The organism is Amycolatopsis sp. NPDC049868 (genome assembly GCF_044461365.1).
Taxonomy (GTDB): Bacteria; Actinomycetota; Actinomycetes; order Mycobacteriales; family Pseudonocardiaceae; genus Amycolatopsis.
In genome coordinates this window covers 223,729-248,664 of the sequence record NZ_JBITKV010000008.1, presented here as the reverse complement: position 1 = coordinate 248,664, position 24,936 = coordinate 223,729, and the positions used below count along the sequence as shown (strand labels likewise).

Here is a 24,936-nt window from a genome sequence, read left to right as displayed (position 1 = left end):
AGTCGAATGATCATGCCTTGGCTCTACGCCTGTGCTCCCGGGGCGGCAACCCCGGAGTGTCACCCGTTCGGCTGGTCTTGGCCGATATGGGCACTGACCGTCGACTTCGGGAAGCAGACCAGCGCGTCGAACGCCTCCACGACGTCGACAGGGTTGAACAGATGTGCGTGCCGGATGCTCTGGGGACCCTCCGTGCCGCGCCGCGCGCGGAGGTCCAGCAGCCCGGGCCCCTGGGCTTCGACGCTGCCGTCCGCGGGCGCTTCCAGTTCCTGGCGGTACACGGTGAAACCGAGCCGTGCGGCCGGATCCGGCTTGAGCCCGGTGGTCTCGCCCTCGACCGCGGTGAGCCCGAGCGCGAAGTAGTCGTCGCCGAACTCGGCTGCCAGATGCGTACCCGCCGACGGTGAGGTGAGGCCGGGGAACGGCGAGAACGGCACGCGCTGGAGGTGTCCGTTGTGGAGCATCACGACGATCTTCGTGTCGTCACCGTGAAGCCGCCGGATCAGCCGGACGGTGTCTGCCATGTACGCGTCGCGCGAACCGCTCTGCAGGGCGGGCGCGTCGCCGGACATCATCGCGGCGACCTCGGCGAGGTACGCGTCGATACGCAACGCGCCTTCGACGTGGTGCTCCGCGACGGCGGTGTCCCCGTAGACGGGACGCAGCGAGGTGAGATGCGTTTTGAGCCGTGTGAGCGCCGCGGTCGCCTTGTCCTTGGCCGCGGTGTCGAGGGCGGCGTACTTGGCGGGTGCGTCCGCGCTGCTCACCGACGCGTACCCCTTGGTCGCGTCGATCGCCGCGTCGACGAGGCCCGACGCTTGAGGGTCCACAGTGGACAGGTAGGCGCGGACGGCGTCGAGCGACGGCACCGGCGAGCCCGCGGAACTCGGCACGTCGAGGCCGTAGTACCGGACGTCGCCCCGTTCGCGGAGCCACGTCAGCATTTCGTGCGCCTCGGGCGACTCCCCGAGCGAAAACGTGAAGCCGTCACGACCGATGTCGGCGACGTCACCCGGAGCGCCCTTCAGCCAGTCTCCGACGAGTTTCCCCTCGGCGAATCCTGATTCGAACGCCACGACCCGGAAGCCGTGGTGCTCGACGAGATGGCGAAGCAAACGATTGCGCAGGTCCCCGAACTCGTGGATGTGATGGTTGTTCTCACCGATGGCGACGATCCTGGCGTCCCCGATGAGTTCGGCGATCTTCGCTGGGTCTGACATACTGGCCACACTAACGCAACAGGAGTAGCAATTGGCAACCTCCGGTACCCAGCGGCCAGGCGGCCGGACCGAACGCACGCGCCAGGCCGTCCTGCACGCCACCCTCGACCTGCTGGCCGAACGCGGGTTCGGCGAACTGACCGTGGACGCGGTCGCCGAACGGTCCGGGGTGCACAAGACCACGGTGTACCGGCGCTGGTCCTCACCGGACGGGCTCGTCGCCGCCGCGCTGCAGATGGGCGCGGAGGACGACTGGAAGGCGCCCGACACCGGGTCGCTGGAGGACGATCTGTACGAGATCGCGGCGGAGGTCGTGCGGTACTTCACCGAGCCCGCGCTGAAGGAGCTGCCGACGGCTTCGGTGCTCGCGGCGTTCCAGTCGCCGCAAGCGGCCGAGGCGCTGCACGACTTCTACGCCGACCGGCACATACGCATGGCGCCGATCGCGGAACGGGCCGTCGCGCGGGGCGAGATCCCTTCCGGCACGGATGGCGACGAGCTGGTGCGGGCGGTGTGCGGGCCGATGTTCTACCGGCTTTTCCTGTCGCGGGAACGCGTCACGGTGGCGGAGGCGCGGGTCACTGCCCGGGCGGTGGCGGTGGCTGCCAGGGAAGGTGCCTTCACGGGATCGGCCGCCGTGGTCGCGAGTGGCGATTCGGGTTAGAGCCCGGGTCCGTGAAGGCCCCCTTCCCTCGGCTCAGCCGAGGAAACTCGACCTTCACACCATCCCAAGTACATGAAGGCCCCCATCCTTGCGCCTAGGTACAGGAAGGGGGCCTTCATGTACCTCAGGTTCCCAACCCGCCTCATGAGTGGCGATTCGGGTTAGGGCACTGGATTTGGCTACGGCTGATCGAGGGCCAGGTCCGTGAAGGCCTCCTTGCCTACCCTCAAGGTAGTGAGGGAGGCCTTCACGGACACGCGGCTCGCCACACTCGACCCAGTCACACCAGCAGTCACAGCGCCCAGTACATGAAGGCCCCCATCCTTGCGCCTAGGTACAGCAAGGGGGCCTTCATGTACCTCAGCTTCACGAGCCGAGGCAGTTTTACCGTCAGCGCCAGGAACTTTCCGGGCCAGACTGGTCTCTCCGTGCCACGAGAGGGGACAGTCATGACCGAGGAAGCCCGGAACCTGCCGCGGGAGATGCCGCGCCGGCTCAAGCTCGTCCGCGTTTTCCTCTGGGTGCAAGCGGTCTTCAACGTCCTCGTCAGCGTGCTCGTGACCGCCCTCGCGATCAACGAACTCGACCACGGCAACGAGGAAGCGGGCCTCGCCCTGGCGCTGGCGATCCTCGGATTCGTCGTCGCGGTCGTGCTGATCGCTTGCGCGATAAGGATTTCCCACGGTTCGCCCTGGGTGCGGCCGACGGTCATCGCCGTGGAAGGGCTGGCCGTCGTCATGGGACTGATCAGCCTGGTCAACGGCGGGGCGATCACGCAGCTGATCGGGATGGGCATCGCCGTCGGCATCATCGTCACCCTCAACAAACCCGAGGAAAGCGCCTGGTTCAAGCGCTGACGAGGTCGATCCGGTAGCGCACTTCGGAAAGCGGGACGTCCTCGCCGGGCATGGTGTCGGTCTTCGTCGCCCCGTCCGGCACCCATCCTCCGGCCGCGTAGAAACGCCGAGCGCGTTCGTTGGTTTCGAGCACCCAGAGCGTCGCCTCGCGATGCCCCGCGTCCCGCAGCGCGGCGACGGCGGTGTCGAGCAGCAGCCTGCCCAGTCCCGTGCCCCAGCGCGCCGGTTCGAGATAGATCGCGCGCAGCTCCCCGCGGACCCGGTCGACGGCGGTGAAGCCGAGGAGCGATCCGTCTTCGACCAGGACCAGGACATCGCCCCGGTTGGCGGGATCGGCGAGGGTCCGCTGCCAGCGGGCGGCCCGTCCCTCGACGGACAGGTCGCGAAGGTAGAGCTCGGGCAGCAGGCCCTGGTACGCCGACTGCCACGACCGCACGTTCACCTCCGCGATGGGCCAGGCGTCCTCGACGGTCGCGAGGCGGATAGTGGCCATCGTCAGCCGTTCACTTTGCGAGCGGCGAAACCGGTCACGATGGCCAGCGCGAGCACAGCCCCCAGCGCGATCCCCCAACCCGCGCCGGTGACGCTCGAACTGCTCGGCATCGCGTAGAAGAGCGCGCACACCATGACGATGCCGCCACCGGCCACCCCGCCGAGGAAGGCGACCCCGAAGGCCGCCGGCCGCAGCAGCGCGCCGAGCAACGTCCCGATCAGGAGCATCACCGAGACCACGAGATAGATCGCGGCTTCGTCGGCCCGGCTCGACGAGTAGTCGATCAGTTCGACGGCCTCCGCCACCAGCCCGATCGCGGAACCGGCCCCGGCCACGAGGGCCGCGATGGCGAGCCCGTCTCTCGGCTTCCCCAGCCCGAGGCGGAAGCTCCGATCACGCCGCACCGCGATCAGCGCGCAGACGGCCCCCGCCAGCAGGCAGACGTCCGTGAGAACGAGCAGCACCGGGCCGGACGGGATCGCCGAAAGCAGCGCAAGTCCGCACAGCGCGCCCGGCCCCGCCAACCGGCGTGTAGCAGGCAGGAACATCATGATCCCCACCGCGGTCGCGAAGACGCCGAGCGGTATGACCGTCCAGCCGCCGTCTTCGAAGAAATCCTCCATGCTGTCGCTGAGCGCGATGCTGATGGGCACCAGGTACACCGCGGCAGCGAACGCGAGCACACTCGCGGCGACGTCGAACGGCTCGAACTTCGGCGACGGAGCAACGGTTTCGACGGGCGGCACCGGTTTCGGGACCGGTGCGGGCGGCGGGCCGGGCTCGGGCTCGGGTCGCGCCGGCGGAACCGGCGTGGGTTCCGCGACGACCTGGCCCTCGATCCGCACCACCACCTCGCCGGTCGGTCCGGTCACCGTGATCCGCCCGTCGAACGCCCCGAGCTCCGACAGCTCCAGGGAGATCTCGGCACCGTCGCCGTCTTCGGTCACCCGCAGCCAGGAATGCGACGAGACGAAGTGGCACGCCCGCGCGATCGGCGGCCCGGCCAGCCTGATCCGCGCCACCGGGCGCGATCCCCGGACGACCTCGCCGAAGCGGACCACTTCGGACTCGGCCCGTACCCGCGCTTCCCGCCGCGCCAGGTCGGCGGCCTCGGCGATGTGCTGGATGTCGGTCTGCGCCATCGTGGTGAGGACTTCGTGTGCCCCGATGGCGACCGACAGGTTCTCGCTCGTCAACCGCCGCTGGAGTTCGGTCACCGCGCCGAGACGGGTGAACATGTTGGGATCCTCGCTCGCCGCGCGCAGATCGGCCGGGACCGGCGACGGTTTGATCCGGCGCCGCCTGCTCCTGGCCAGGTACAGCTCACCCTGCATCTCGATGTCGCGGCTCGGTGTCTGGTTCGGATTCCGCTCCCGGACGCTGTCGAACAGGTAGTCGTAAAGCTCGCCGAGCGCGATCCAGCCGTCCTCGTCGCGGTCCGCGTCGCCCGTCCGCAGCCCGTCGACCAGGGCCGAGGTGAACACCGACGGCCGCGCGTGGTCGTCGGCGAGCTGATCGCCCTCGAAGGCGTACTCGATGGAGTTCGACGCGGTGATCACCGCCCGGCCGCGGCCGCCGAAACCCCCGCCGGGGAACGCGTCGAGCACGTTGGCCTCACCGGTCGCGCGCACGGCGACCCCTTGGCTGAACGCGCCGCCGTAGCAGCAATCCAGCAGGAGGACGATGCTCCGCGACCGGCTCATCCGCATACAGCGCTGGACGAAATCGGCGGGGACGGCGGTCGACGCGAGCCGCTCCGGCCGGGTGTTGCGGGCGGCGAAGAACAGCTCACCCGACTCGCTTTTCAAGCCGTGGCAAGAGAAATGCACCAGCAGCACGTCGTCCGGCGCGCTGTCGGCGAACAGATCCTCGACCCGGCCCGCGATCACGTGCGCGGTCTCGTCGCGTACCACCTGGACGTCGAACTCGCTGACGGCGCGGTCTGCCAGGACGTCCGCGAGCGCCTCGGCGTCGGCGGCCGGGGACCGCAGCGCGCTCAGCCCGGGATTGTCGTACTCCCCGTTGGCGATGATCAGGGCACGCCGCTCGCCGGTCATGACGACGAATGCCTGCTCACGAAGAGATCGACGAGTTTGTCCTGATCGGTGAGCGTCGCTTCGGACAGCTCCAGCACGTCGCCGTCGATCTCCAGCCGGATGGTGCGTTTCACCCGTCCACCGCGCGAAAGCCATTCCCGCACGGCCGTCACCACCGAGCGCAAGCCGTCGGCGGACTTCCCCAGCGTGACCAGCAGTCCGCCCGCGGTCGCCACGTCGAAGCCCCGTGAACCGGGTGGTGCTTCGCCGGCGGGCAACGCCTTGACGTCGGCGACCCCGCGATCGATCAGTTCCCCTCGGAGGTACCCGGCGAGCCGGTCGACCCGTTCCGCGTCGGCACCGTCCTCACCGAGCTGGATCCGCACCGATGCTGTCATCCCGGCCTCCCTCGCGCGTACGGAACGAGGAAAACCCCTGTGCCCGTCCGGCGGCAAGGTCCGAACGGGCAGAGATGTTCAAGTCAGCTTTTTTCCAGGTACTCCACGCGATCTTCGTCGACGACGTCGGCGATCATATGCGCCAGCCCCAAGTAATTCCCCAATGCCGGGTCCTTTTCGACGATCTCCAACGCGCGGGCCCGCGCCTCGGCGATGACGTCCTCGTCCTGCAGCAACGACAGCAGCTTCAGCGTCGATTTCTTCCCCGACTGCGCGGCGCCGAGGATGTCGCCCTCGCGGCGCAGTTCCAAGTCCATTCTGGACAGTTCGAAACCGTCCGTCGTGGACTCGACGGCGGCGAGCCGCTCGCGGGTGGTCGTCCCGTCCAGGGTTTCGGTGACCAGCAGGCACAGCCCGGGCACGCTGCCCCGGCCGACCCGGCCGCGCAACTGGTGCAGCTGGCTGATGCCGAAACGGTCGGCGTCCATGATCACCATCGCCGTCGCGTTCGGCACGTTCACGCCGACCTCGATCACGGTGGTCGCGACGAGCACGTCCAGGTCACCCTTGGCGAACGCCTGCATCACGGCGTCCTTGTCGTCGGCGGGCATCCGGCCGTGCAGTGCGCCGATCTTCAACCCCTTCAACGGTCCTTCGGCCAGCTCGGGCGCCACGTCGAGGACGGCGAGCGCGGGCCGCTTGTCCCCCTTGTCCGAAGCCGGTTCGTCGCCGATGCGCGGGCAGACGATGTACGCCTGGTGCCCCTTGCCGCATTCCTCGCGGACCCGTTGCCATGCCCTGTCCAGCCACGCGGGCCGCTCCGCGACCGGCACCACCGACGTCTTGATCGGCGACCGGCCGGCCGGCATCACGCGCAGCGCGGACGTCTCCAGATCGCCGTAGACGGTCATCGCGACCGTGCGCGGGATGGGTGTCGCGGTCATGACGAGGACATGCGGGCTGGTCTCGTCGGAACCGCGGGACCGCAGCGCGTCCCGCTGCTCCACGCCGAAGCGGTGCTGTTCGTCGACCACGACCAGGCCGAGATCCGCGAAGGACACCGTGTCCTGGATGAGCGCGTGCGTGCCGACGACGATCCCGGCCTCGCCGCTGACCGTCTCCAGCAACGCCTTCTTGCGTTCCTTGGCGCCCATCGAACCGGTCAGCAAGGTCACCCGCGTCGCGTTCTCCGCGCCGCCGAGTTCGCCCGCCTGCCCGAGATCGCCGAGCATCTCGCGCAGCGACCGGGCGTGCTGCGCGGCGAGAACCTCCGTCGGCGCGAGCATCGCCGCCTGCCGCCCGGAATCGACGACCTGCAGCATGGCGCGCAACGCGACCACGGTCTTGCCGGAACCGACCTCACCCTGCAGCAGCCGGTTCATCGGATGCTCGGTGGACAGATCGCGGGCGATCTCGTCGCCGATCTCCTGCTGGCCCGACGTCAGCGCGAACGGGAGCCGTTTGTCGAAGGCGTCGAGGATGCCGTCCTCGGTGTGCGGGCAGGCTTTCGCGGGCCGCGAGACCAGGGAATGCCTGCGCTGGGCGAAAATCAGCTGCACGGCCATGGCTTCGTCCCATTTGAGCCGCCGGCGCGCGGAGTTCAGCGCGTCCCAGCCCGACGGACGGTGGATGCCGCGCAGCGCGCTTTCCAGGCTGGGCAGGCCGTATCGGGCGAGCAGCTCGATCGGCATCGGGTCCTCGTCGACCTCCAGCACGTCCAGCACCTGCCGGACGGCCTTGGCGATCACCCAGGTCGGGATCCCCTGCGCCGCCGGGTACACCGGGATGATCTCGGCGAGGAAGTCGTCCATCGCCTCGGCCTGTCGATCGGCGTCGAACAGTTCGTACTCGGGATTCGCCAGCTGCAGGACGTCACGGAAGGCGGTGACCTTGCCCGCGAAAAGCCCGTTCTTGCCGGGCACGAGTTCCTTTTCACGCCAGGCCTGGTTGAAGAAGGTGCACTGCAGGCGGCGTTTGCCGTCGGTGATCACCATTTCGAGCAAGGTGCCGCTGCGCGCCTTCATCCGGCGCTTGTTGACCCGCTCGATCCGCGCCATCACGGTGGCGTGCTCACCGAGTTCGAGCCCGGCGATGTCGGTGAGCTGCCCGCGCTCGGCGTAGCGGCGGGGATAGTGGCGCAGGAGGTCGCTGACCGTCTCGATCTTGAGGCCCTTGGCGAGGGCCTTCGCCGTCGCCGCGCCCACGACCAGTTTGAGATCCGCGCGCAGGTTGGTCATGCGGTCACTCCACCCCCATCAGCAGCACGGCGTCGGACTGGCCGCCGGCGTAACTCGTCAATTCGACCTCGGGATGCTCCAGGCGGAGCTGATCGGCCAGCTCACCGGGCAGCCGGACCGGCGCGTCCACGCCGGTCAGCACGGTGACCAGTTCGCCACCGAGGGCCAGCATCCGGTTCAGCACGCCGACCGCCGCCGCGACCAGGCTCGTCTCCGAGGCGGGCGCGGGCTCGATCAGCACGACCTCGCCGTCGACGAGGCCGACGACGTCACCGGCCTGCGCCCGGCCCACCCAGGTTAGCGACTCCTCCTGGGCGATCCGCAGTTCGCCACGCCTGGTCGCCGCCGCCGCTTCGGCCATCGCGACCACGTCGTCGTTGGTGCGGCGGTCCTTGTCGTGGACGGCCAGCGCGGCGAGCACCTGGACGGGTGACACGCACGGGATGACGACGACGTCGTGGTCCGCGGCCATCGCGTGACCCGCCGCCGCGTCGGCCGCCGCGGTCAGTTGCTGACCGCCGGGAAGGACGGTGACGTGATGTCCGGCGGCCTCGTTGATCAGGCCCAGCATCTCCTCGACCGTCGGCTCGCTGCCCTGCGGGACCGAAAGCACCGCGACCCCCTCCGCGCGGAGGAGCTCGGCCAGCTGCCCGCCATGGACCACCGCGACCACCGAGCGGTCGATCCCGCCGCCGACCTCGACCGGGGTGGGCGTGATCAGCGGCTCGACCCGGACCCGGCGGGGACGGCCCAGCTCGATCCCGGCCTCCAGCGCCGCGCCGATGTCCGCGCAATGGACGTGGACGGCGTACGCGCCCGCGCCGTCACCGGCGACCGTGACGCTGTCGCCGAGGCCGCTGAGGGTCTTGCGAAGGCCGGGAAGGCTGCCTTCGTCGACGCCATCGAGCAGGTACATGACCTCCCACGCGGTCGGCGCGTCGATCGTGTGGTGGTGATGCGCTTCGAGCGGGTGCTCCGGCTCGGTGAGGCCGCCGGAGATCACGCCGGAAAGGGCGTCGAGGACCGCGACCAGGCCGCGAGCGCCCGCGTCGACCACCCCGGCCACCGCCAGGACGGGCAGCTGCTTCGGGGTCTCTTCGAGCGCTTCGGCGGCGACGCCCGCCGCTGCGGCGGCGACCTCTTCGAGTGAGCCCGTCGCGTCGCGGACGGCCGCGGCGACGGTGTGGAGAACGGTCAGGATGGTCCCGGCCACCGGACGGCTCACCGCGCCCGTGGCGGCCCTGTCCGCGCAGCCGAGCGCCTCCGCGAGCCCGGGCCCGTCGAGGTCGCGGGCGGCCGCCGACTCGGCGATCCCGCGCACGACCTGCGACATGATCACGCCCGAGTTGCCCTTGGCCGCCGCGACCGCCCCCTTGGCGAACGCCGCCAGCGCCTCGGCGGTCGTCGCGGGCTCGGCCTCCGCCAGCGCGTCGCGGGCCGCGGTCATGGTGAACAGCAGGTTGGAGCCGGTGTCGGAGTCGGCGACCGGGTAGACGTTGATGCCGTCGATCGCCGGCCGCAGCACCGCCAAGCTGTGCACACAGGCCGCCGACCAAGCCGACACCGCCGCCACGTCGAGCACCCGCACCCCGTAACCTCCTACCTGTTCCAGCGAGGGTATCGACCCGGTGCCGGAGGGCTCTGAGCCACTGGTTACTATGGTCGAGTTGCCCAGCATGCTGGGCGCATCATTCTTTGTCCCAGATCCAGAGGAGTTCGACGTGGCTGCCGTGTGCGACGTCTGTGGCAAGGGACCGGGCTTTGGCAAGTCGGTCTCGCACTCCCACCGGCGTACCAACCGCCGGTGGAACCCGAACATCCAGACCGTTCACGCCAAGATCGGTCTGTCCCAGCGCAAGCGCCTGAACGCCTGCACCTCGTGCATCAAGGCGGGCAAGGTCGTTCGCGGCTGAGCCGGGTTTTTGGGGAATGGCGGGCGCTCTTCGGAGCGCCCGCCATTTTTTCTGCTCTGGTGGGCTCGGTCACGGAGTACATGAAGGCCCCCTTCCTTGCGCCTAGGTACAGGAAGGGGGCCTTCATGTACCGAGGAAGCGACCGCCTCAAGCCGGAAGTCCGTGAAGGCCTCCTTCCCTACCCTGAAGGTAGTGAAGGAGGCCTTCACGGACTTCGGCGAAACCTCAGGAGTCACAGCGGCCACTGCTGTCACACAAGACCGCAAAGCGCGTGAAGGCCTCCTTCCCTCGGCTGAGCCGAGGGAAGGAGGCCTTCACGCGCGAAAGCGGGCTTAGGGGAGCTTCCAGTCCACCGGACCGGCGCCCTGGTCGGCCAGCAGCTGGTTCGCCCGGCTGAACGGCCGCGACCCGAAAAAGCCCGCGTGCGCCGAGAGCGGGCTCGGGTGCGCCGACTCGATGCACGGCACCTTCCCCAGCATCGGCTTCAGGTTCCGCGCGTTACGGCCCCACAGGATCGCCACCATCGGCTCGTCCCGCGCCGCGAGGGCCTTGATGGCCTGCTCGGTGACGTCTTCCCAGCCCTTGCCCTGATGCGAGTTCGACTTGCCCGGCTGCACGGTCAGCGCCCTGTTGAGCAGCAGGACACCCTGGTCGGCCCACGGCGTCAGGTCGCCGTTCGACGGCAGCGGGTGCCCGAGGTCTTCGCAGTACTCCTTGTAGATGTTGATCAGGCTCTTCGGGATCGGCCGGACGTCCGGCGCCACCGAGAAGCTCAGCCCGACCGCGTGCCCGGGCGTCGGGTACGGGTCCTGGCCGACGATCAGCACCCGCACGTCGTGGAACGGCTGCTGGAACGCCCGCAGCACGTGTTCACCCGCCGGGAGATAGGTCCGGCCCGCGGCGATCTCCGCGCGGAGGAATTCCCCCATCGCGGCGACCTGCGGCGCCACCGGTTCGAGGGCCTGCGCCCAGCCTGCTTCGACGATGTCCTGCAGCGGTCGTGCGGTCACGGCGTGCGAGCTTACTCACGTCCGTCGAGCCGCCGGAGTTCGACCCGGAACCTGGCCGCCCGCTCGACATAACCGTCCACCACGAGTTTGATCAGGTCCGGCCCGAACGACGTGTTCGGCCGCGTCTTCGCCGGGACGCCGAGCGCGATCTGCCCACTGTCCACATAGGACCCGTAGGAGAGAACCGCGCCCGCGCCGACCATCCCGCCGTCCTCCACGACGGTTCCGTTCAGCACCACCGATCCCGAAGCGATCAGGCAGCCCTCGCCGATCCGCGCGCCCTCGATGTGCACGGAATGCCCGACGGCGGAGGACTTCCCGATCACCGTCGGCTCCTTGCGGGTGCAGTGCAGGACACAGCCGTCCTGGACGTTGGACCGCTCGCCGATCTCGATGAAACCGTGGTCACCGCGCAGGACGGTCTGCGGCCACACCGACGCGAACGCCGCGATCCGGACGTCGCCGATCACCGTCGCGTCGGGATGGACGTAGGCGTCGGGGTGGATCGAGGGTTCGAGATCGCCCAGTGCGTAGATCGGCATACGTCCTCCTATACCAGCGACTTGGCGTAGCAGATGCTTCCCTGCTCGTCCTTGTAGTACCCAAAGCCCGGTATCTCCCGGTAACCGGCCGACTCGTACAGCGCGATGGCCTCCGGCTGCTTGTCCCCGGTCTCCAGCACCATGCGCAGCCGCCCGGCCTCGGTCGCCGTCCGCTCCAGGTCGGCGAGGAGCGCCCGCGCGAGGCCCCGGCCGCGCGCCGAGGCCATCACGAACATCCGCTTGATCTCGGCGTCACCGGGCAGCAACGGGTCCGGCCCGTCGTGTGCCCGCCAGGCACCGCACGCGACCGGGACGTCGTCGAGGTAGGCGGCCAGGAACAGTCCCCTCGGCGAGGCGAACTGCGCCGCGTCCATGGGCGTTTCGTCTTCGCCGCCGTAGCGGGCGGCCAGCTCGAGCTGGGCTTCGGCCAGGAGTTTCACCGCGTCGGGGTGGTCGTAGGCCAGCACACGAAGGTCCATGAGCGCGAGATTAGCGATCGGCCGTGGCCCGGGGAAAGCAGAATTGGCCCATGCGGATGTGAGGTGATCGGCACTGTCGCCGAGGCCGATCCGCGCCTTAGGTTCTGATCATGTCGATCGAAGCCGGGGCGCCGCTGCGCCAGGCCCGCAACTCCGCCGCTTTCTGGGCCGCCACCGGCCGGTCCCGCGGCCACGAGGTGATCCATCGCCGCGGTTTTCTCGCCGTCGAGGGCGACGAGCGCGCGGGACTGCGCGTGCTGATCCAGGAGCCCGACCTGACCGCCGACGAGTTCGCGGAGATCGCCGAGCTGGCAGCGCGGGCGAAGGGTCCGGTGGACGCCGAGGATCCCTTCAGTGTCACCGATCTGAGCCACCTCGGGGATATGCGCAGCTGGCGGATGCCCGTCATGCTGCGCCCTCCCTCCCCGGTCGCCGAACCCTCGATGGAGGTGGTCCGGGTCCACGGGGAGGAAGAGCTGCGAGCGGCCGAACGCGCGGTCATCGAGGGCTTCGAACTCGCCAGGTTCGAGCCCTACCGCGCCGGAGAGATGTTCCCCGTTCCCCTGCTCCGGGAGCCGGGGGTCGCCGTGTTCATCGCCCGGCTCGACGGCGAGGTCGCCGGGGCGTGCGTCACCGTCGTCGAGGACGGCTTCGGCAGCCACTACTGGGTCGGCACGCCGGACGCCTTCCGCTCACGCGGCGTGGGACGCGCGGTGATGCTCGGCTCCCTCGCGCCGTTGGCCGGGCTGCCGGTCACCCTCACCGCGTCCCGGCTGGGCAGGCCGCTCTACGAATCCCTCGGGTTCACCGTCGCCGGCGAGTCGACCTGGTGGGCCTCACGTTCCTAACGCCAGTGCTGCCAGCCGCTGTCGTGGCCGTACCGCTTCCCGTCCACCGTGACCCCCGAATCCGGCATGGTGACCACGCCGATCTCGGTCCAGCCCTCCGGCAGTTCGGCGAACGAGGGGAAGGTGGCCGCGAACGCGTGGTCCTCGCCGCCGGTGAGCACCCATTTCAGCGGGTCGGCGCCGAGCGCGGTGCCGACCTCGGTCAGCCTGCTCGACACGTCGAGAGCCGCCGTCCGCACGTCGATCCCCACGCCGGAGGCCTCGGCGATATGGCCGAGGTCGGACAGGAGGCCGTCGGACACGTCGATCATCGACGTCGCGCCGCCGTCGGCCGCGCGGATGCCCGCCTCGTAGTCCGGCTCGGGGCAGCGCTGCGCGTTGACCACGCTGACCGGTGACCGGAAACCCCGGCCGAGCACGGCGAGACCGGCGGCCGCCCAGCCGAGCCGTCCGCAGACCGCGACGACGTCGCCGGGCCGCGCGCCGGACCGGGTCACCGGTTCCCGGCCGCCGAGGTCACCCAAAGCGGTGACACTGATCACGATCTGGTCGGCACGCACCATGTCGCCGCCGACGATCCCGACGCCCGCGCGATCGGCTTCGAGCCACATGCCCTGGGTGAGTTCGGTGACGAGTGACGTCGGAGTGTCCGACGGGCAGGCGAATCCCATGAGGACGGACGTCGGGCGGGCGCCCATCGCGGCGATGTCGGTGAGGTTCACCGCCACCGCCTTGCGGCCCACCTGCTCGGCACTGGACCAGTCGAGGCGGAAGTGGACGCCCTGCACGAGGACGTCGGTGGACGCCACCGTCCGGCCGTCCGGGGTGGCCACGACGGCCGCGTCGTCCCCCGGTCCGAGCAGCGTCGACTCCGGCTGTTTCCGGCCTGTCGTCACCGCTTCGATCAACCGGAATTCACCGGTCCCGGCGACCGTGCCGTCGTTCGGTGACACCCGTCACCTCCACTTTCCCTTGTCCGGACAAATATCGATCACCGATAGTCGGAAGCCCTAGGTTTTTCCCGGGGCTGGCGATACGTTGCTACAACGTTCCTACCTTGAGCCGACTTTTACGAAGGGGCGCGCCGTGGTCCACGCATACATCCTCATCCAGACCGAGGTCGGCAAAGCCGCAGCGGTCGCCGCGGAGATCTCCACCATCCCCGGCGTCACCAGTTCGGAGGATGTCACCGGACCCTACGACGTCATCGTCAAGGCCGCCGCCGACACCGTCGACCAGCTCGGTCAGCTCGTGGTCGCCAAGGTGCAGAACGTGGAGGGCATCACGCGTACGCTGACCTGCCCGGTGGTGCATCTGTAAGAGGTGGTGTAGTGGTCCGGTGGCTGACACGGACACCGGCGCTCCTCCGAAACCCCTGCTGATCGCGGCCGCCTGCCTGGCGATCCTGCTCGTCGCGGGCGTGGCCGTCTTCGGGCTGACCCGAGGCGCGGAATCCGACGCTCCGGCGGCGGACGGCCCGCTCCCGCTCGTCCCGGTCCCGGCGCCGCAGTCGGGGTCACCCGAATGCGCGAAACTCATCGGCGCGCTCCCCCACGAGCTCACGTCGTCCGGCACCACGCTGGTCCGGCGGACGCTGGCCGATCCCGCCCCCGAGGCGACGATCGGCTGGGGCACCGGCGATCCGGTGGTCCTGCGGTGCGGTCTCGGGAAACCGCCGGAGCTGACCAAGACCTCGCAGCTGCGGACGATCAACACCGTCCAGTGGCTGCAGGTCGAGGGCGAGGGCACCGCGACGTGGTTCGTGGTGGATCGTCCCGTCTACACGGCGCTCACCGTGCCGAACACCGCGGGGACGGGGCCGCTCCAGACCGTTTCGGACGTCATCGCCGCCAACCTCCCCGCGGTGCCGCTGCGTTTCTGAGCACTCAGGGCAGGAGCAGGCTCTTCCCGGTGTACCGCCGCGCCTCGATGTCCGAGTGCGCGGCGGACGCCTCCGCCAGCGGATACGTCCGGCCGATGACCGGGGTCAGCGTCCCGTCGGCCGCCAGCCGCAGCACCTCCCGCACCCGGCGCGGGTTGTCGGGCCAGAACCCGACCAGCTGCGCCATGTCCACAACGGACAGCCGAGCGCGGTCGGCGTCACCGATCACGGTCTCCGCTCCGCTGGACATGCCGTAGCCGGAGAACCGGCCGCCGTTCCCCAGCAACGCCAGGGAGGCGGCGCCCAGTTCGCCTCCGACGCCGTCGAAGACCACGTCCAGCCGGTGGCCTCCCGTGCGGGCGAGGACCTCCCCCGTCCAGTCCGCCGCCGAGTAGTCGACCGGCTCGGCGCCCAGTTTCCGCGCGATCGCCGCCTTCTCCTCGCCGCGGACCGCCGCCAGGACGGTCGCGCCCGCCGCGCGGGCGAGCTGCACCAGCACGCTGCCGAGTCCGCCCACGCCCGGCACCACCAGGATTCGCTCGCCGGCGGTGACCGGGGTCTTCTCCAGCAACGCCAGCGCGGTACTGCCGTCGTCGAACAGGGCGACCGCGTGCCGGGGATCCAGCCGCTCCGGGATCGGGAAGGTGTCGTCCGGCAGCGCGACGACCGTGTCCGCGTATCCCCCGCCATAGCCGCCCGGCGCGTGGGTGAGGACCGACTTGCCCAGCCAGTCCTCGTCGACGCCGTCGCCCACCGCGTCGACCTCGCCCGCCACCGCCCCGCCCGGCACGTAGGGCGGCTCGACCGCGAACACGTCCGGCCCGTCGCCTCGTCTGATGAGGGTGTCGAGCCAGCCGACCCCGGCCGCCGTCACCGCGACGCGGAGCTCCCCCGCACCGGGTTCGGGAGTGGACACTTCGACCTGCTCGAGGACGCTCGGATCGCCGAACCGGGACACTCTGATCTCACGCATGAACGCAAGCTATGACCTCCAGCTTGGTCGAGGTCAACCGAGCACGGGGATCAGCGGCTTGAGCGCGGAATGGAGCGCCTCGCGCGAGCAGCCCGCGTAGCCGATGAGGTTCCCGAACACCGTCGGCGTCCCGGCGAAGTGCCGGGCCAGCCCGTCGAGCCGGATCCCGGCGCGTTCCGCCGCCGCCATCCGCGCCGCTTCCTCGTCCGCGGATCCGCAAGGGACGACCAGATGCGCGCCCGCGTCGTCGCCGAGCACCGGGATCCCCGCCGACGTCAGCGCGGCCGACACCAGTGACCGGCGCTCCGACAGTTCTCGCCGGAGCTTCCGCAGATGCCGGCCCAGGTCGCCGTGCCGTGCCAGTTCGGCGAGCACCCGCTGCCCCGCGGGCGACGGTCGCGTTCCGGTCGCTTCGCGGTACTCCAGCACCGCGGCCGCGACCGGGGCGGGCGCGACCATCCAGCCCGCGCCCAGCGCCGGGGTCAGGATCTTGCTGGTGGTGCCGAGATGCGCGACGACGTCGGGCGCGAGCGCGGCCAGCAGCGGCAGCGGCGCGACGTCGAACCGCAGCTCGCCGTCGTAGTCGTCCTCGATCACCAGCATGCCGTGGGCGCGGGCGAGTTCGACCAGATCGACCCGGCGCGACGCGCTCATCCGGCTGCCGAGCGGATACTGGTGCGCGGGCGAGCAGTACACCGCGCGCACGTCGGCGGGAACGGCGTCCGGGCGCAGGCCCTCTCCGTCGACCGGGACAGGCACGACCTCCATCCCCGCCCGGCGGAACGCCTGCACGGCCCGCTGATAACCCGGCTCTTCGATCGCGACGCGATCACCGCGCGAGAGCAGCGCGCCCGCGAGTTCGATCACCGCGGCGGTCGTGCCGCCGGTGGCGAGCACCGTTCCGGCCGCGAGCCCGCGGTGCCGCAGCAGATGTTCGGAGACGGCGTTCCGGTACGCGAGCAGCCCGGCCCTGTCCTCGCGGTAGGTCGGGCGCGGATCGGCGGCGGCCCGCCACGCGCGGCGCCACGCGGCCTTCTCGACGCCGTCGGCCCACGGGACCCCAGGGGTGAGGTCGACCAGCGTGGGCGGCGCGGCGGGGGTGCCGGGCGCGGGCCCCTTCGACGGCCTGTCCGCGGGCGGCGTGGTGGTGACGTACGTGCCGGACCCGTGGCGGCCGGCGATCCAGCCCTCCGCGTGGAGCTGCTCGTACGCGGCCGACGTCACCGTGCGGCTGACGCCGAGACGGCTCGCGAGCGCCCTGGTCGAGGGCAGCCTGTCCCCGCCGCGCAGATGCCCGTCGCCCGCGGCCGCGCGCAACGCGTCGGCCAGCTGGACCGCGAGCGGGACGGCCGAATCGCGGTCGAGACTGACCGGCAGGGCGGTGTCGGACATGGATTACTCCACACTGGAGGGAAGTGGCCTTCTCAAGTATAGGAGAATTGGACATTATTACAGGCCACTCTCGCGGGTGAGACTGATCGCATGTCCACCCCGCTCTCTCCCACCGACCGGACCACCCTCGGCCGCAAGAAGAACCGCGCGCTCACCGACCGCTCGGCGCTGTACGCGGTGCTCGACGAAGGCCTGATCTGCCATCTCGGCGTCGTGCGCGACGGCGTCCCGCTGGTCATCCCGACCGGCTACGGCCGCGACGGGAACACGCTCTACCTGCACGGATCCACCGGGGCGAGGAGTATGCGCGACTCCGACGGCGCCGAGGTCTGCGTCACGGTGACCCTGCTCGACGGCATCGTCTACGCGCGCTCGGTCAACAACCACTCGATGAACTACCGCAGCGCGGTGATCCTGGGCAAGGCGGCCGCGGTCACCGATCGCGAGCGGAAGATGCACGGCCTCCACGTGCTGACCGACCATCTCGCGCCCGGTTCGTGGGAACACGCGCGGGACATCAACGCGAAGGAGTTCGCGTCCGTTTCGGTCCTGGAGCTCGACCTCACCGAGGCGTCGGTGAAGATGCGCGGCGAAGGTCCCGATGATCCCGAGGACGAGGTCGCGGCCGATCTCTCGTGGGCGGGGGTGCTGCCGGTGCGGACGGTGTTCGGGGAGCCGGAGCCGTCGGTGGACCTGGTCGGTGAGTGGACGGTGCCGGACCATGTGAAGCGGCGCGTCGGGTAGCTCTCGCCAACGCTATGAACGGGCCGTTCCTTGCAAATTTTGCAAGGAACGGACCGTTCATAGCACGCGGAGGGGCCTTCACGGACCACTCACGAGCGGTGACGCGGCAGCCGCACGGTGAACGTCGTCGCCCCCGGCACACTCTCGACCTCGATCCTCCCGCCGTGCGCCGAAACCAGCGAGAGCACGACAGAGAGCCCGAGACCGGTCCCGCCGTTGCCGCGCGTGCGAGCGGTGTCCACCCGGTAGAACCGGTCGAAGATCCGCTCCCGCGCTTCCGGCGGGATCCCGGGCCCGGCGTCGCTCACCCGCAGGACGACCTCGGAATCCGAGGCGGCGGCCGACAACGTCACCGCGGTCCCGGGCGGCGTGTGCACCGCGGCGTTGGCGAGCAGATTGTCCAGCACCTGCCGCAGGCGCACCGGATCCGCTTGCAGGGCAACACCTTCCGGTAACGCGCCGACGCTCAGCGGATGCTCCGGGCGCCCGGCCGCGAAGGCCTCCCCCGCGTCGGTGATCAGCTCGGCGACGTCGACGTCGACCAGCCGCAACGGCGCCTCGGTCTCCGGCGCGTCGAGGCGCGCGAGGAGCAGGAGGTCGTCGACGAGCACGCTCATCCGCTGCGTCTCCTCCCGGATCTTCGACAGATGCGCCTCGCGTTCGGCGGGTTCGTTCGCCGCGGCGTAGCGGAAAAGCTCGGCATAGCCCCGGATCGAGGTCAGCGGCGTGCGCAGTTCGTGGGAGGCGTCGGCGATGAACCGCCGCAGCCGTTCGTTCGCCTCCCGGCGCGCGACCAGCGAGGAATCGAGGTGCGCGAGCATCACGTTGAACGCGGTCCGCAGTTCCTCGACCTCGGCGCCGCCGCCACTCGCCTGCGCGCGCACCGGGAGATCGGCGTTCGCGGTGAGGTCGTGCGACGCGATGTCGTGCGCCGTCCCGGCCATGTCGCTCAGCGGCCGCAGCCCGCGCCGCAGCACCAGCCGTCCCGCGATCACCAGCACCGCGAGCGCCAGCAGGAACGCGACCACCTCGACCATGATCAGCTGGCTGACCGTCCGATCCAGATCCGCCTGTGGCGCGGCGCTGACCAGCACGATGTTATGCGCCGGTTCGATCGGGCAGGCCCGGACCCGGTACGTGCCCTTGTCCTCGATGTAGACGGTGCGCAGAACCTCGGTCCGCGTCGCGTCTTCGGCGACCTTTTCGAGCGCTTTCGTGTCCGGCGGCAGAGAACCGCCCGCCTGCGGCAGCGCGTCGCCGTTCTGCACCGCGAAGACGGCGGAGAACCAGCCGTAGGCCTGCTGCGGTTTCCCGCCGTGCGTGGTGCGCAGCGACGGCACCTGGCTGATCTGGGTCTTGGCGAGCTGTTCGTCGAGCCGGTCGTTCAGATAGCCCTTCATGATGCCGACCATCACGGTGCCGACGACGGCGAACACGACCAGCGCCAGCGCGCCGAGCCCGAGCGCCAGCCGGGTCCCGAGCCTCGACCGGCGCCAGGCGTCGTACCACCGGCACAACATCTTCATCTCGCCGCCCGCCGCACGACGTAGCCCACGCCGCGCACGGTGTGGATCAGCGGCTCGTCGCCCGTGTCGAGTTTGCGGCGCAGATGCGAGATGACGAGTTCGACCACATTGGACCGGCCGCCGAAGTCGTATTCCCAGACGTGGTCGAGGATCTGTGCCTTCGTCATCACCGAAGGCGAATGCCGCATGAGGTAGCGCAGCAGTTCGTACTCGGTCGGGGTCAGGTCGGCCGGTCGGCCGTCTCGGGCGACCTCGCGGGTGTCCTCGTTGAGGGTCAGGTCGGCGACCCGCAGCACCGCGGCCTTGGCCTGGTTGGTGCTCCGCCGCAGGACCGCGCGCAGCCGCGCCATCAGTTCCTCGACGGAGAACGGCTTGACGAGATAGTCGTCACCGCCCCGGGTGAGCCCGGCGACGCGGTCCGCGGTCGCGTCCTTCGCGGTGAGGAAGACCACGGGCACCGCCGTCCCGGCCTCGCGGAGCTTGTCCAGCACGGTGAACCCGTCGATCCCGGGCAGCATCAGATCGAGCACGACGATGTCGGGCGCGAATTCGGCCGCCTTGGCGAGCGCGGCCTCGCCCGATCCGGCGGTCACGGCCTGCCAGCCCTCGTAGCGGGCGACGGTGGCCACCAGATCGGCGATATGCGGCTCGTCGTCCACCACCAGCAGGCGGACGGGGTTCTCGGTGTTCACGAAAGCCATCCTCCGTGAACGCGCGCGCGAGGGCGAGGCGGGAGCCCACACGACAGCAAGCCGACAGCTTCCGCCAAGAAAGGTCACAGGTTGGCACAGCAGGCTCAGACCTTGAACCGGACCGGAAGGAACCACGTGTGACCACCATGACGCAGACCGCCGTGAGACCGCGCCCGGCGATCCGTCCCAGGATCGCCGCGCGCGCCGGGCTCTTCCTCTTCCTCGGGGCCAACGTGGCCACCGTGACCGCGCTCTTCTTCGCCGCCGGGCCGTCGGACAACGTGCTCATCAGCATCGGCAGGCTCGCCGGGCTGTACGGGGCGCTGACCATGGCGTTCCAGCTGCTGCTGGTCGCCCGGCTGCCGTGGCTCGACCGCCGCCTCGGCATGGACCGGCTCACCGGCTGGCACCGCTGGACCGGGTTCGCCCTGCTGTGGACGCTGCTCGCCCACTTCGTGTTCATCGTCTTCGGCTACGCGCAGGTCGAGGACAACGGCGTGGTGGACGAGTTCGTCACGATGGTGACCAAACTGGAGGGGATCCTGCGCGCGGTCGTCGCGTTCGCGCTGATCCTGCTCGTCGGCGCCGTTTCCGCCCGGTTCGCCCGGCGACGGCTGGCGTACGAGACCTGGCATTTCATCCACCTCTACACCTATGCCGCGGTCGTATTGGCGTTCACGCATCAAATCGCGTTGGGCGGATCGTTCGCGTCTTCGCCGGGGGCCCAGGTCTACTGGTGGGCGGTGTGGGGCGTCGCGCTCGGCTCCGTCGTCGCCGGCCGGGTGGTGCTGCCGCTGGCGCGGAATCTGCGTCACCGCTTGAAGGTCGTCGCCGTGGTCCCCGAATCCCACGACGTCGTCTCGGTGTACATCTCCGGCAAGGATCTCGACAAGATGCCCGCGAGGGCGGGCCAATTCTTCTTGTGGCGCTTCATGACCCGGGATCGTTGGTGGCAGGCGAATCCGTTCTCCCTCTCGGCCGCGCCGGACGGCCGCACCCTGCGGCTGACCGCGAAGGCCGCCGGGGACGGCAGCGCGTCCTTGCGGTCGCTCAAGGTCGGCACCCGCGTGTTCGCCGAAGGCCCGTACGGCGCGTTCACCACGATGCATCAACAGAAACCGGACGCGCTGCTGGTCGCGGGCGGCGTCGGGATCACCCCGATCCGTGCGCTGCTGGAGGAGATCTCCGGGCATGTCGTGGTGCTCTACCGCGTCCGCGACGAACGCGACGCCGTCCTTCTGCCGGAGCTGATCGGCTTGGCACGGGCGCGCGGCGCGGTCGTTCGAGTCCTCAGTGGACCGTCCGATCAGGCCGGACCGGTACTCGGCGCCCCCAATCTGCGGCGGCTCGTGCCGGATATCGCGGACCGGGACGTCTTCGTCTGCGGCCCGCCCGGGATGACCTCGGCGACGCTGCGCAGCCTGCGGGAACTGCGGGTGCCGGGCAGTCAGGTCCACGCCGAACGCTTCAGCCTCGCCGCCTGAACCAGGGAGATCCGATCATGAAGAAGACCATCGTCGCGGCCACGGTCGCGCTGTCGGCCGCCGGCTTCCTCGGTGTGTGGCTGTACGAACCCGGCCCGCTCGGCTCGGAGACCGTCGCCGTCGCGGCGCCCGCCCCGACGTCGTCCAGTGCGGACGGTGGCGCGTCCGAAGGCGCCGAACGCACCATCGACGGCTCGGTGGAGAGCAACCGGTACGGCACCGTCCAGGTGCGGCTGGTGATCTCGGCCGAGGACAAGATCTCCGAGGTCCGCCTGCTGCAACGGCCGACGAGCGGCCGCGGGGTCGAGGCGATCCCGATCCTGCAGGAGGAGACGCTGACCGCGCAGAGCGCCGACATCGACACCGTCTCCGGGGCGACGTCGACGAGCGAGTCGTACGTCAAATCGCTGCAGGCGGCGCTGGACGCCAGATGAACCGCGTCGAACAGGTGATGGGGCTGCCGGTCTCGGTCGACGTCCGGGCGGGCGGCGACCTCGTCGGCCACGCCATCGACGGCGTCTTCGGCTGGCTGCGGGAAGTCGACGCGCGGTTCAGCCCGTTCAAGGCCGGCAGCGAGGTCTGCCGCTACGACCGCGGCGAACTCTCGCCTTCGGAACTGAGCGACGACCTCCTGGAAGTGCTTTCGCTGTGCGACCACTACGAACGGCTGTCCGGCGGGGCGTTCACCGCCCGGCTCCCCGGGCGGCGGCTCGATCCGAACGCGGTGGTCAAGGGCTGGGCGGTGCAGCGGGCGGCGGACCTGCTGGTGGCGGAAGGACTGGACGTCTTCTGCATCAACGCGGGCGGGGACGTGATCACCTCCGGCGAGCCGGAACCCGGCCGCGCCTGGCGGGTCGGCATCCGGCATCCCGAACGGCCCGACGCGGTCTGCGCCGTCGTGGAATCGTCCGGCGGCGCGGTCGCGACCTCGGCCGAATACGAACGCGGCGCGCATATCCTCGACGGCCGGACCGGACGCCCGCCCGTCGGGCTGCTGAGCGTCACGGTCGCCGCCGACGACCTCGTCACCGCGGATTCCCTCGCCACGGCCGCCTTCGCGATGGGGACCGAGGGGATCGCCTGGGTCGCGTCGCGGCCAGGCTGCCAGGTGCTGGTCATCGACGCGGAACGGCAGGTGCACCGGTCGCCGGGGCTGCGGCTCGTTTAAACCATTCGCCCGGTTTCGCGGGCTCAGGCAGACTGCGACGTCATGACCTCTATCGTGCAGAACTTCTTCTTCGATTGCGCCGACGCCTACGAGCTGGGCCGTTTCTGGAGCAAAGTCGTCGGCAAACCGATGGCGGACGACGATCAGCCCGGCGATCCCGAAGCGATCATCGTGATGGACAACGGTGTCACGCTGTTCTTCGGGCAGGTCCCGGAGCCGAAGACGGTGAAGAACCGGATCCACCTCTGCCTCGAGCCGGACATCCCGCGCGACGAGGAGGTGGAGCGCCTGCTGAAGCTCGGCGCGACCCTCCAGCACGACCGGCGCAATCCGGACGGCACCGGCTGGGCCGTCCTCGAAGACCCCGAAGGCAACGAATTCTGCGTGCTGCGCAGCGCCGCCGAAAAAGCCGCGACGTCGTGACGGATTACGTGTCGGTCAACCGGGCGAACTGGGACGAACGCGCTCCGGCGCACGCCGCCTCGCCGGACTACGGCTACGAACGGTTCGTCGCCGACCCGACACACCTCAGCGGCGTGGTCACCTTCGACCAGCCGCTGCTCGGCGACGTCTCCGGTGCGCGCGGAGTCCACCTGCAGTGCCATATCGGCACGGACACGCTTTCGCTGTCCCGGCTCGGCGCACGGATGACCGGCCTCGACTTTTCCGCGCCCGCGCTGGAGATCGCACGGCGGCTGGCCAAGGAGGCCGGCACGGAGATCGACTATCACGAGTCCGATGTGTACAGTGCCGCCGACGTGCTGGGCGCCGGGGAATTCGACCTCGTCTACACCGGGATCGGCGCGCTCTGCTGGCTGCCGGACATCGCCCGCTGGGGACAGGTCGTCGGGAAGCTGCTGAAGCCGGGCGGACGGCTGTTCATCCGCGACATGCATCCGATGCTGGGCACCCTCGACGAGACACAGCCGCTGATCACGCCGCGGTACCCGTACTTCGAGCAGGCCGAACCGCTGGTGTTCGACGAGCCGGGGACCTATGTGGACACCGACGTTTCGTTCCAGCACAACCGGACGCACGAATGGAACCACGGGCTGGGCGAGATCGTCACTTCGCTGCTCGACGCGGGGCTGACGCTGACGCGGCTGGTGGAGCACGACAGTGTGCCGTGGAACGCGCTGCCCGGGTTCATGACCCTGAACGAGACGACCGAGGAATGGCGGCTGACCGAGGATCCGCAGCGGCTGGCGGCGAGCTTCACGATCGAGGCCGTCAAGGCGCGGTGAGCCCTGTCCATCCCAAGTACATGAAGGCCCCCTTCCTTGCGCCTAGGTACAGGAAGGGGGCCTTCACGTACTGCAAGCGCGGCGGTGGCCTCACGAGTTTTTGGGAAGATGTCCGTATGAGCGTCTCCCCCGAGAAACGGCCCCTTGTCGCCGTCGCCGCCCTGGGCGGCACCATCTCCATGGTCCCCGGTGACGGCGAAGACCACGCCATCCCCCGGCTCACCGCCGCCGACCTGCTCGGCGGCCTGGGCGAGAACCTCGAGATGGACGTCCGCGCGGAAACGCTCGCGGGGATTTCCAGCGCCTCGATGGACTTCGCGACCCTGATCAGGACACGGGACTGGGCCGCCCGGGCCGTCGACGAAGGCGCTGAAGGCGTCGTCGTGGTCCAGGGCACGGACACGCTCGAAGAGACCGCGTACTTCTTCGAGCTGACGTGGGCTTCCGAGGCGCCGATCGTGATCACCGGCGCGATGCGCAACCCCAGCCTGCCCAGCGCCGACGGCGCGGGGAACATCCTCGCCGCGCTGACCGTCGCCGCCGATCCCCGCAGCCGGGGCCGCGGCTCGCTGGTCGCGTTCAACGACGACGTCCACGCCGGACGCTGGGTCCGGAAGACGCATTCGAGCCACGTCGAGGCGTTCTCCTCGGCTCCCGCCGGCCCGCTCGCGCTGGTCAGCGAGGGTTTGGTGCACTACTTCCACCCGGCGGCCGCCCGCCCGGCGGCGTTGCCGCTGGAGAACGCGGACTTCTCCGGGCTGGTGCCGATCGTCGAAAGCGGAGTGGAGGACACCGGCGAACTCCTGGAAACGCTGGTCAAGGCCGGGGTCAAGGGAGTGGTGCTCGCCGCCAACGGCGCCGGGCACGTTTCGGCGGGGTCCGCCGACGTGATCGAGCGGGTCCTGCCGGAGGTGCCGATCGTGGTCGCCGGCCGCACCGGCGCCGGGCCGACGTTCCGCGGCACCTACGGTTTCCGGGGTTCGGAGTCGGATCTGATCGCGATGGGCGCGACGATGGCGGGCTGGCTGGACCCGCGCAAATCCCGGCTTTTGCTGCACACCCTGCTCGCCACCGGCGCATCCCGGGAGCGCGTCGAGGCCGAATTCCGCCTGCGCGGCGACCTCGCCTGAACCT

The 24,936-nt window shown here is 70.1% G+C and carries 27 protein-coding genes; 13 read left to right on the top strand and 14 right to left on the bottom strand.

Annotation, left to right across the window (positions count from 1 at the left end):
* Positions 1-59 precede the first annotated feature (59 nt).
* Positions 60-1,220 (bottom strand): erythromycin esterase family protein, encoded by a 1,161-nt coding sequence (locus ACIBTM_RS30230; protein WP_395880546.1) that lies wholly within the window; start codon positions 1,218-1,220, stop codon positions 60-62.
* Positions 1,221-1,251: 31 nt separating this feature from the next.
* On the opposite strand from ACIBTM_RS30230, the gene ACIBTM_RS30225 reads away from it, so the two are divergent.
* Positions 1,252-1,884 carry a TetR/AcrR family transcriptional regulator gene (locus tag ACIBTM_RS30225; RefSeq protein ID WP_395880545.1) on the top strand — a complete coding sequence of 211 codons (633 nt, stop codon included), beginning with the start codon at positions 1,252-1,254 and terminating at the stop codon, positions 1,882-1,884.
* A 449-nt stretch (positions 1,885-2,333) separates the two neighbouring features.
* A complete protein-coding gene (locus ACIBTM_RS30220) occupies positions 2,334-2,741 on the top strand; it encodes a hypothetical protein (RefSeq protein WP_395880544.1) in 408 nt (135 codons plus the stop codon).
* On the opposite strand, the gene ACIBTM_RS30215 is transcribed toward ACIBTM_RS30220, so the two are convergent.
* The 5 genes from ACIBTM_RS30215 to ACIBTM_RS30195 all read right to left on the bottom strand — a co-directional run bounded on the left by ACIBTM_RS30215 (position 2,731) and on the right by ACIBTM_RS30195 (position 9,493).
* Positions 2,731-3,234 (bottom strand): GNAT family N-acetyltransferase, encoded by a 504-nt coding sequence (locus ACIBTM_RS30215; protein ID WP_395880543.1) that lies wholly within the window; start codon positions 3,232-3,234, stop codon positions 2,731-2,733. The two genes, ACIBTM_RS30220 and ACIBTM_RS30215, sit on opposite strands and share 11 nt — an antisense overlap.
* Before the next feature lie 2 nt (positions 3,235-3,236).
* Positions 3,237-5,291, bottom strand: coding sequence for a caspase domain-containing protein (locus ACIBTM_RS30210; RefSeq protein ID WP_395880542.1), 2,055 nt, complete (start codon positions 5,289-5,291; stop codon positions 3,237-3,239).
* Complete coding sequence (locus ACIBTM_RS30205) at positions 5,288-5,668, bottom strand: hypothetical protein (RefSeq protein WP_395880541.1); 381 nt, start codon at positions 5,666-5,668, stop codon at positions 5,288-5,290. The genes ACIBTM_RS30210 and ACIBTM_RS30205 overlap by 4 nt, the downstream gene beginning before the upstream one ends.
* A gap of 83 nt (positions 5,669-5,751) precedes the next feature.
* The gene (recG, locus tag ACIBTM_RS30200; RefSeq protein ID WP_395880540.1) at positions 5,752-7,905 is read right to left on the bottom strand and encodes an ATP-dependent DNA helicase RecG; all 2,154 of its coding nucleotides are present in this window, start codon (positions 7,903-7,905) and stop codon (positions 5,752-5,754) included.
* Positions 7,906-7,909: 4 nt separating this feature from the next.
* Positions 7,910-9,493, bottom strand: coding sequence for a DAK2 domain-containing protein (locus ACIBTM_RS30195; protein WP_395880538.1), 1,584 nt, complete (start codon positions 9,491-9,493; stop codon positions 7,910-7,912).
* Positions 9,494-9,626: 133 nt separating this feature from the next.
* Between ACIBTM_RS30195 and rpmB the strand changes: the two genes are divergently transcribed.
* Positions 9,627-9,818, top strand: a complete 192-nt coding sequence (gene rpmB / locus ACIBTM_RS30190) for a 50S ribosomal protein L28 (RefSeq protein WP_007031450.1) — start codon at positions 9,627-9,629, stop codon at positions 9,816-9,818.
* 332 nt (positions 9,819-10,150) lie between these two features.
* On the opposite strand, the gene ACIBTM_RS30185 is transcribed toward rpmB, so the two are convergent.
* From ACIBTM_RS30185 to ACIBTM_RS30175, 3 genes are read right to left on the bottom strand one after another with little or no spacing between them, the layout of a single operon-like run.
* On the bottom strand, positions 10,151-10,828 hold the full coding sequence (locus ACIBTM_RS30185) for a uracil-DNA glycosylase (RefSeq protein WP_395880537.1): 678 nt from the start codon (positions 10,826-10,828) through the stop codon (positions 10,151-10,153).
* A gap of 11 nt (positions 10,829-10,839) precedes the next feature.
* The gene (locus ACIBTM_RS30180; protein ID WP_395880535.1) at positions 10,840-11,370 is read right to left on the bottom strand and encodes a gamma carbonic anhydrase family protein; all 531 of its coding nucleotides are present in this window, start codon (positions 11,368-11,370) and stop codon (positions 10,840-10,842) included.
* Between the two features lie 8 nt (positions 11,371-11,378).
* Complete coding sequence (locus ACIBTM_RS30175; RefSeq protein WP_395880534.1) at positions 11,379-11,849, bottom strand: GNAT family N-acetyltransferase; 471 nt, start codon at positions 11,847-11,849, stop codon at positions 11,379-11,381.
* Positions 11,850-11,959: 110 nt separating this feature from the next.
* Here ACIBTM_RS30175 and ACIBTM_RS30170 point away from each other — a divergent pair, with 110 nt between their 5' ends.
* Positions 11,960-12,697: a GNAT family N-acetyltransferase gene (locus ACIBTM_RS30170; protein ID WP_395880533.1), complete on the top strand. Its 738-nt coding sequence runs from the start codon at positions 11,960-11,962 to the stop codon at positions 12,695-12,697.
* Here the strand turns inward: ACIBTM_RS30170 and ACIBTM_RS30165 are convergent.
* Entirely contained in the window at positions 12,694-13,650 is a 957-nt protein-coding gene (locus ACIBTM_RS30165) for a thiamine-phosphate kinase (RefSeq protein ID WP_395880532.1), read from the bottom strand. The genes ACIBTM_RS30170 and ACIBTM_RS30165 overlap by 4 nt on opposite strands.
* A 133-nt stretch (positions 13,651-13,783) precedes the next feature.
* Here ACIBTM_RS30165 and ACIBTM_RS30160 point away from each other — a divergent pair, with 133 nt between their 5' ends.
* Both ACIBTM_RS30160 and ACIBTM_RS30155 read left to right on the top strand, forming a co-directional pair.
* On the top strand, positions 13,784-14,017 hold the full coding sequence (locus ACIBTM_RS30160; RefSeq protein ID WP_007031456.1) for an Lrp/AsnC family transcriptional regulator: 234 nt from the start codon (positions 13,784-13,786) through the stop codon (positions 14,015-14,017).
* 19 nt (positions 14,018-14,036) lie between these two features.
* Positions 14,037-14,579, top strand: a complete 543-nt coding sequence (locus ACIBTM_RS30155; protein ID WP_395880531.1) for a DUF3515 domain-containing protein — start codon at positions 14,037-14,039, stop codon at positions 14,577-14,579.
* Positions 14,580-14,583: 4 nt separating this feature from the next.
* Here the strand turns inward: ACIBTM_RS30155 and ACIBTM_RS30150 are convergent, their stop codons facing one another.
* Together ACIBTM_RS30150 and ACIBTM_RS30145 are read right to left on the bottom strand one after the other, a co-directional pair.
* Entirely contained in the window at positions 14,584-15,552 is a 969-nt protein-coding gene (locus tag ACIBTM_RS30150) for a zinc-binding dehydrogenase (RefSeq protein WP_395880530.1), read from the bottom strand.
* 33 nt (positions 15,553-15,585) lie between these two features.
* The gene (locus tag ACIBTM_RS30145) at positions 15,586-16,944 is read right to left on the bottom strand and encodes a PLP-dependent aminotransferase family protein (RefSeq protein WP_395880529.1); all 1,359 of its coding nucleotides are present in this window, start codon (positions 16,942-16,944) and stop codon (positions 15,586-15,588) included.
* 90 nt (positions 16,945-17,034) lie between these two features.
* Between ACIBTM_RS30145 and ACIBTM_RS30140 the strand changes: the two genes are divergently transcribed.
* Positions 17,035-17,688 carry a pyridoxamine 5'-phosphate oxidase family protein gene (locus ACIBTM_RS30140; RefSeq protein WP_395880528.1) on the top strand — a complete coding sequence of 218 codons (654 nt, stop codon included), beginning with the start codon at positions 17,035-17,037 and terminating at the stop codon, positions 17,686-17,688.
* 89 nt (positions 17,689-17,777) lie between these two features.
* On the opposite strand, the gene ACIBTM_RS30135 is transcribed toward ACIBTM_RS30140, so the two are convergent.
* Both ACIBTM_RS30135 and ACIBTM_RS30130 read right to left on the bottom strand, forming a co-directional pair.
* The gene (locus tag ACIBTM_RS30135) at positions 17,778-19,214 is read right to left on the bottom strand and encodes a sensor histidine kinase (RefSeq protein WP_395880527.1); all 1,437 of its coding nucleotides are present in this window, start codon (positions 19,212-19,214) and stop codon (positions 17,778-17,780) included.
* Entirely contained in the window at positions 19,211-19,906 is a 696-nt protein-coding gene (locus ACIBTM_RS30130; protein WP_395880526.1) for a response regulator transcription factor, read from the bottom strand. The genes ACIBTM_RS30135 and ACIBTM_RS30130 overlap by 4 nt, the downstream gene beginning before the upstream one ends.
* A gap of 146 nt (positions 19,907-20,052) precedes the next feature.
* Between ACIBTM_RS30130 and ACIBTM_RS30125 the strand changes: the two genes are divergently transcribed.
* The 6 genes from ACIBTM_RS30125 (at position 20,053) to ACIBTM_RS30100 (ending at position 24,932) form a co-directional block, all read left to right on the top strand.
* Entirely contained in the window at positions 20,053-21,390 is a 1,338-nt protein-coding gene (locus tag ACIBTM_RS30125; protein WP_395880686.1) for a ferric reductase-like transmembrane domain-containing protein, read from the top strand.
* A gap of 17 nt (positions 21,391-21,407) precedes the next feature.
* Complete coding sequence (locus tag ACIBTM_RS30120; protein WP_395880525.1) at positions 21,408-21,824, top strand: FMN-binding protein; 417 nt, start codon at positions 21,408-21,410, stop codon at positions 21,822-21,824.
* Complete coding sequence (locus ACIBTM_RS30115; RefSeq protein ID WP_395880523.1) at positions 21,821-22,558, top strand: FAD:protein FMN transferase; 738 nt, start codon at positions 21,821-21,823, stop codon at positions 22,556-22,558. The genes ACIBTM_RS30120 and ACIBTM_RS30115 overlap by 4 nt, the downstream gene beginning before the upstream one ends.
* 42 nt (positions 22,559-22,600) lie before the next feature.
* On the top strand, positions 22,601-22,981 hold the full coding sequence (locus tag ACIBTM_RS30110; protein WP_395880522.1) for a VOC family protein: 381 nt from the start codon (positions 22,601-22,603) through the stop codon (positions 22,979-22,981).
* Positions 22,978-23,802, top strand: coding sequence for a class I SAM-dependent methyltransferase (locus ACIBTM_RS30105; protein ID WP_395880521.1), 825 nt, complete (start codon positions 22,978-22,980; stop codon positions 23,800-23,802). Before ACIBTM_RS30110 ends, ACIBTM_RS30105 begins: the two co-directional genes overlap by 4 nt.
* A gap of 116 nt (positions 23,803-23,918) precedes the next feature.
* Positions 23,919-24,932 carry an asparaginase gene (locus tag ACIBTM_RS30100; RefSeq protein WP_395880520.1) on the top strand — a complete coding sequence of 338 codons (1,014 nt, stop codon included), beginning with the start codon at positions 23,919-23,921 and terminating at the stop codon, positions 24,930-24,932.
* Positions 24,933-24,936: the final 4 nt, after the last annotated feature.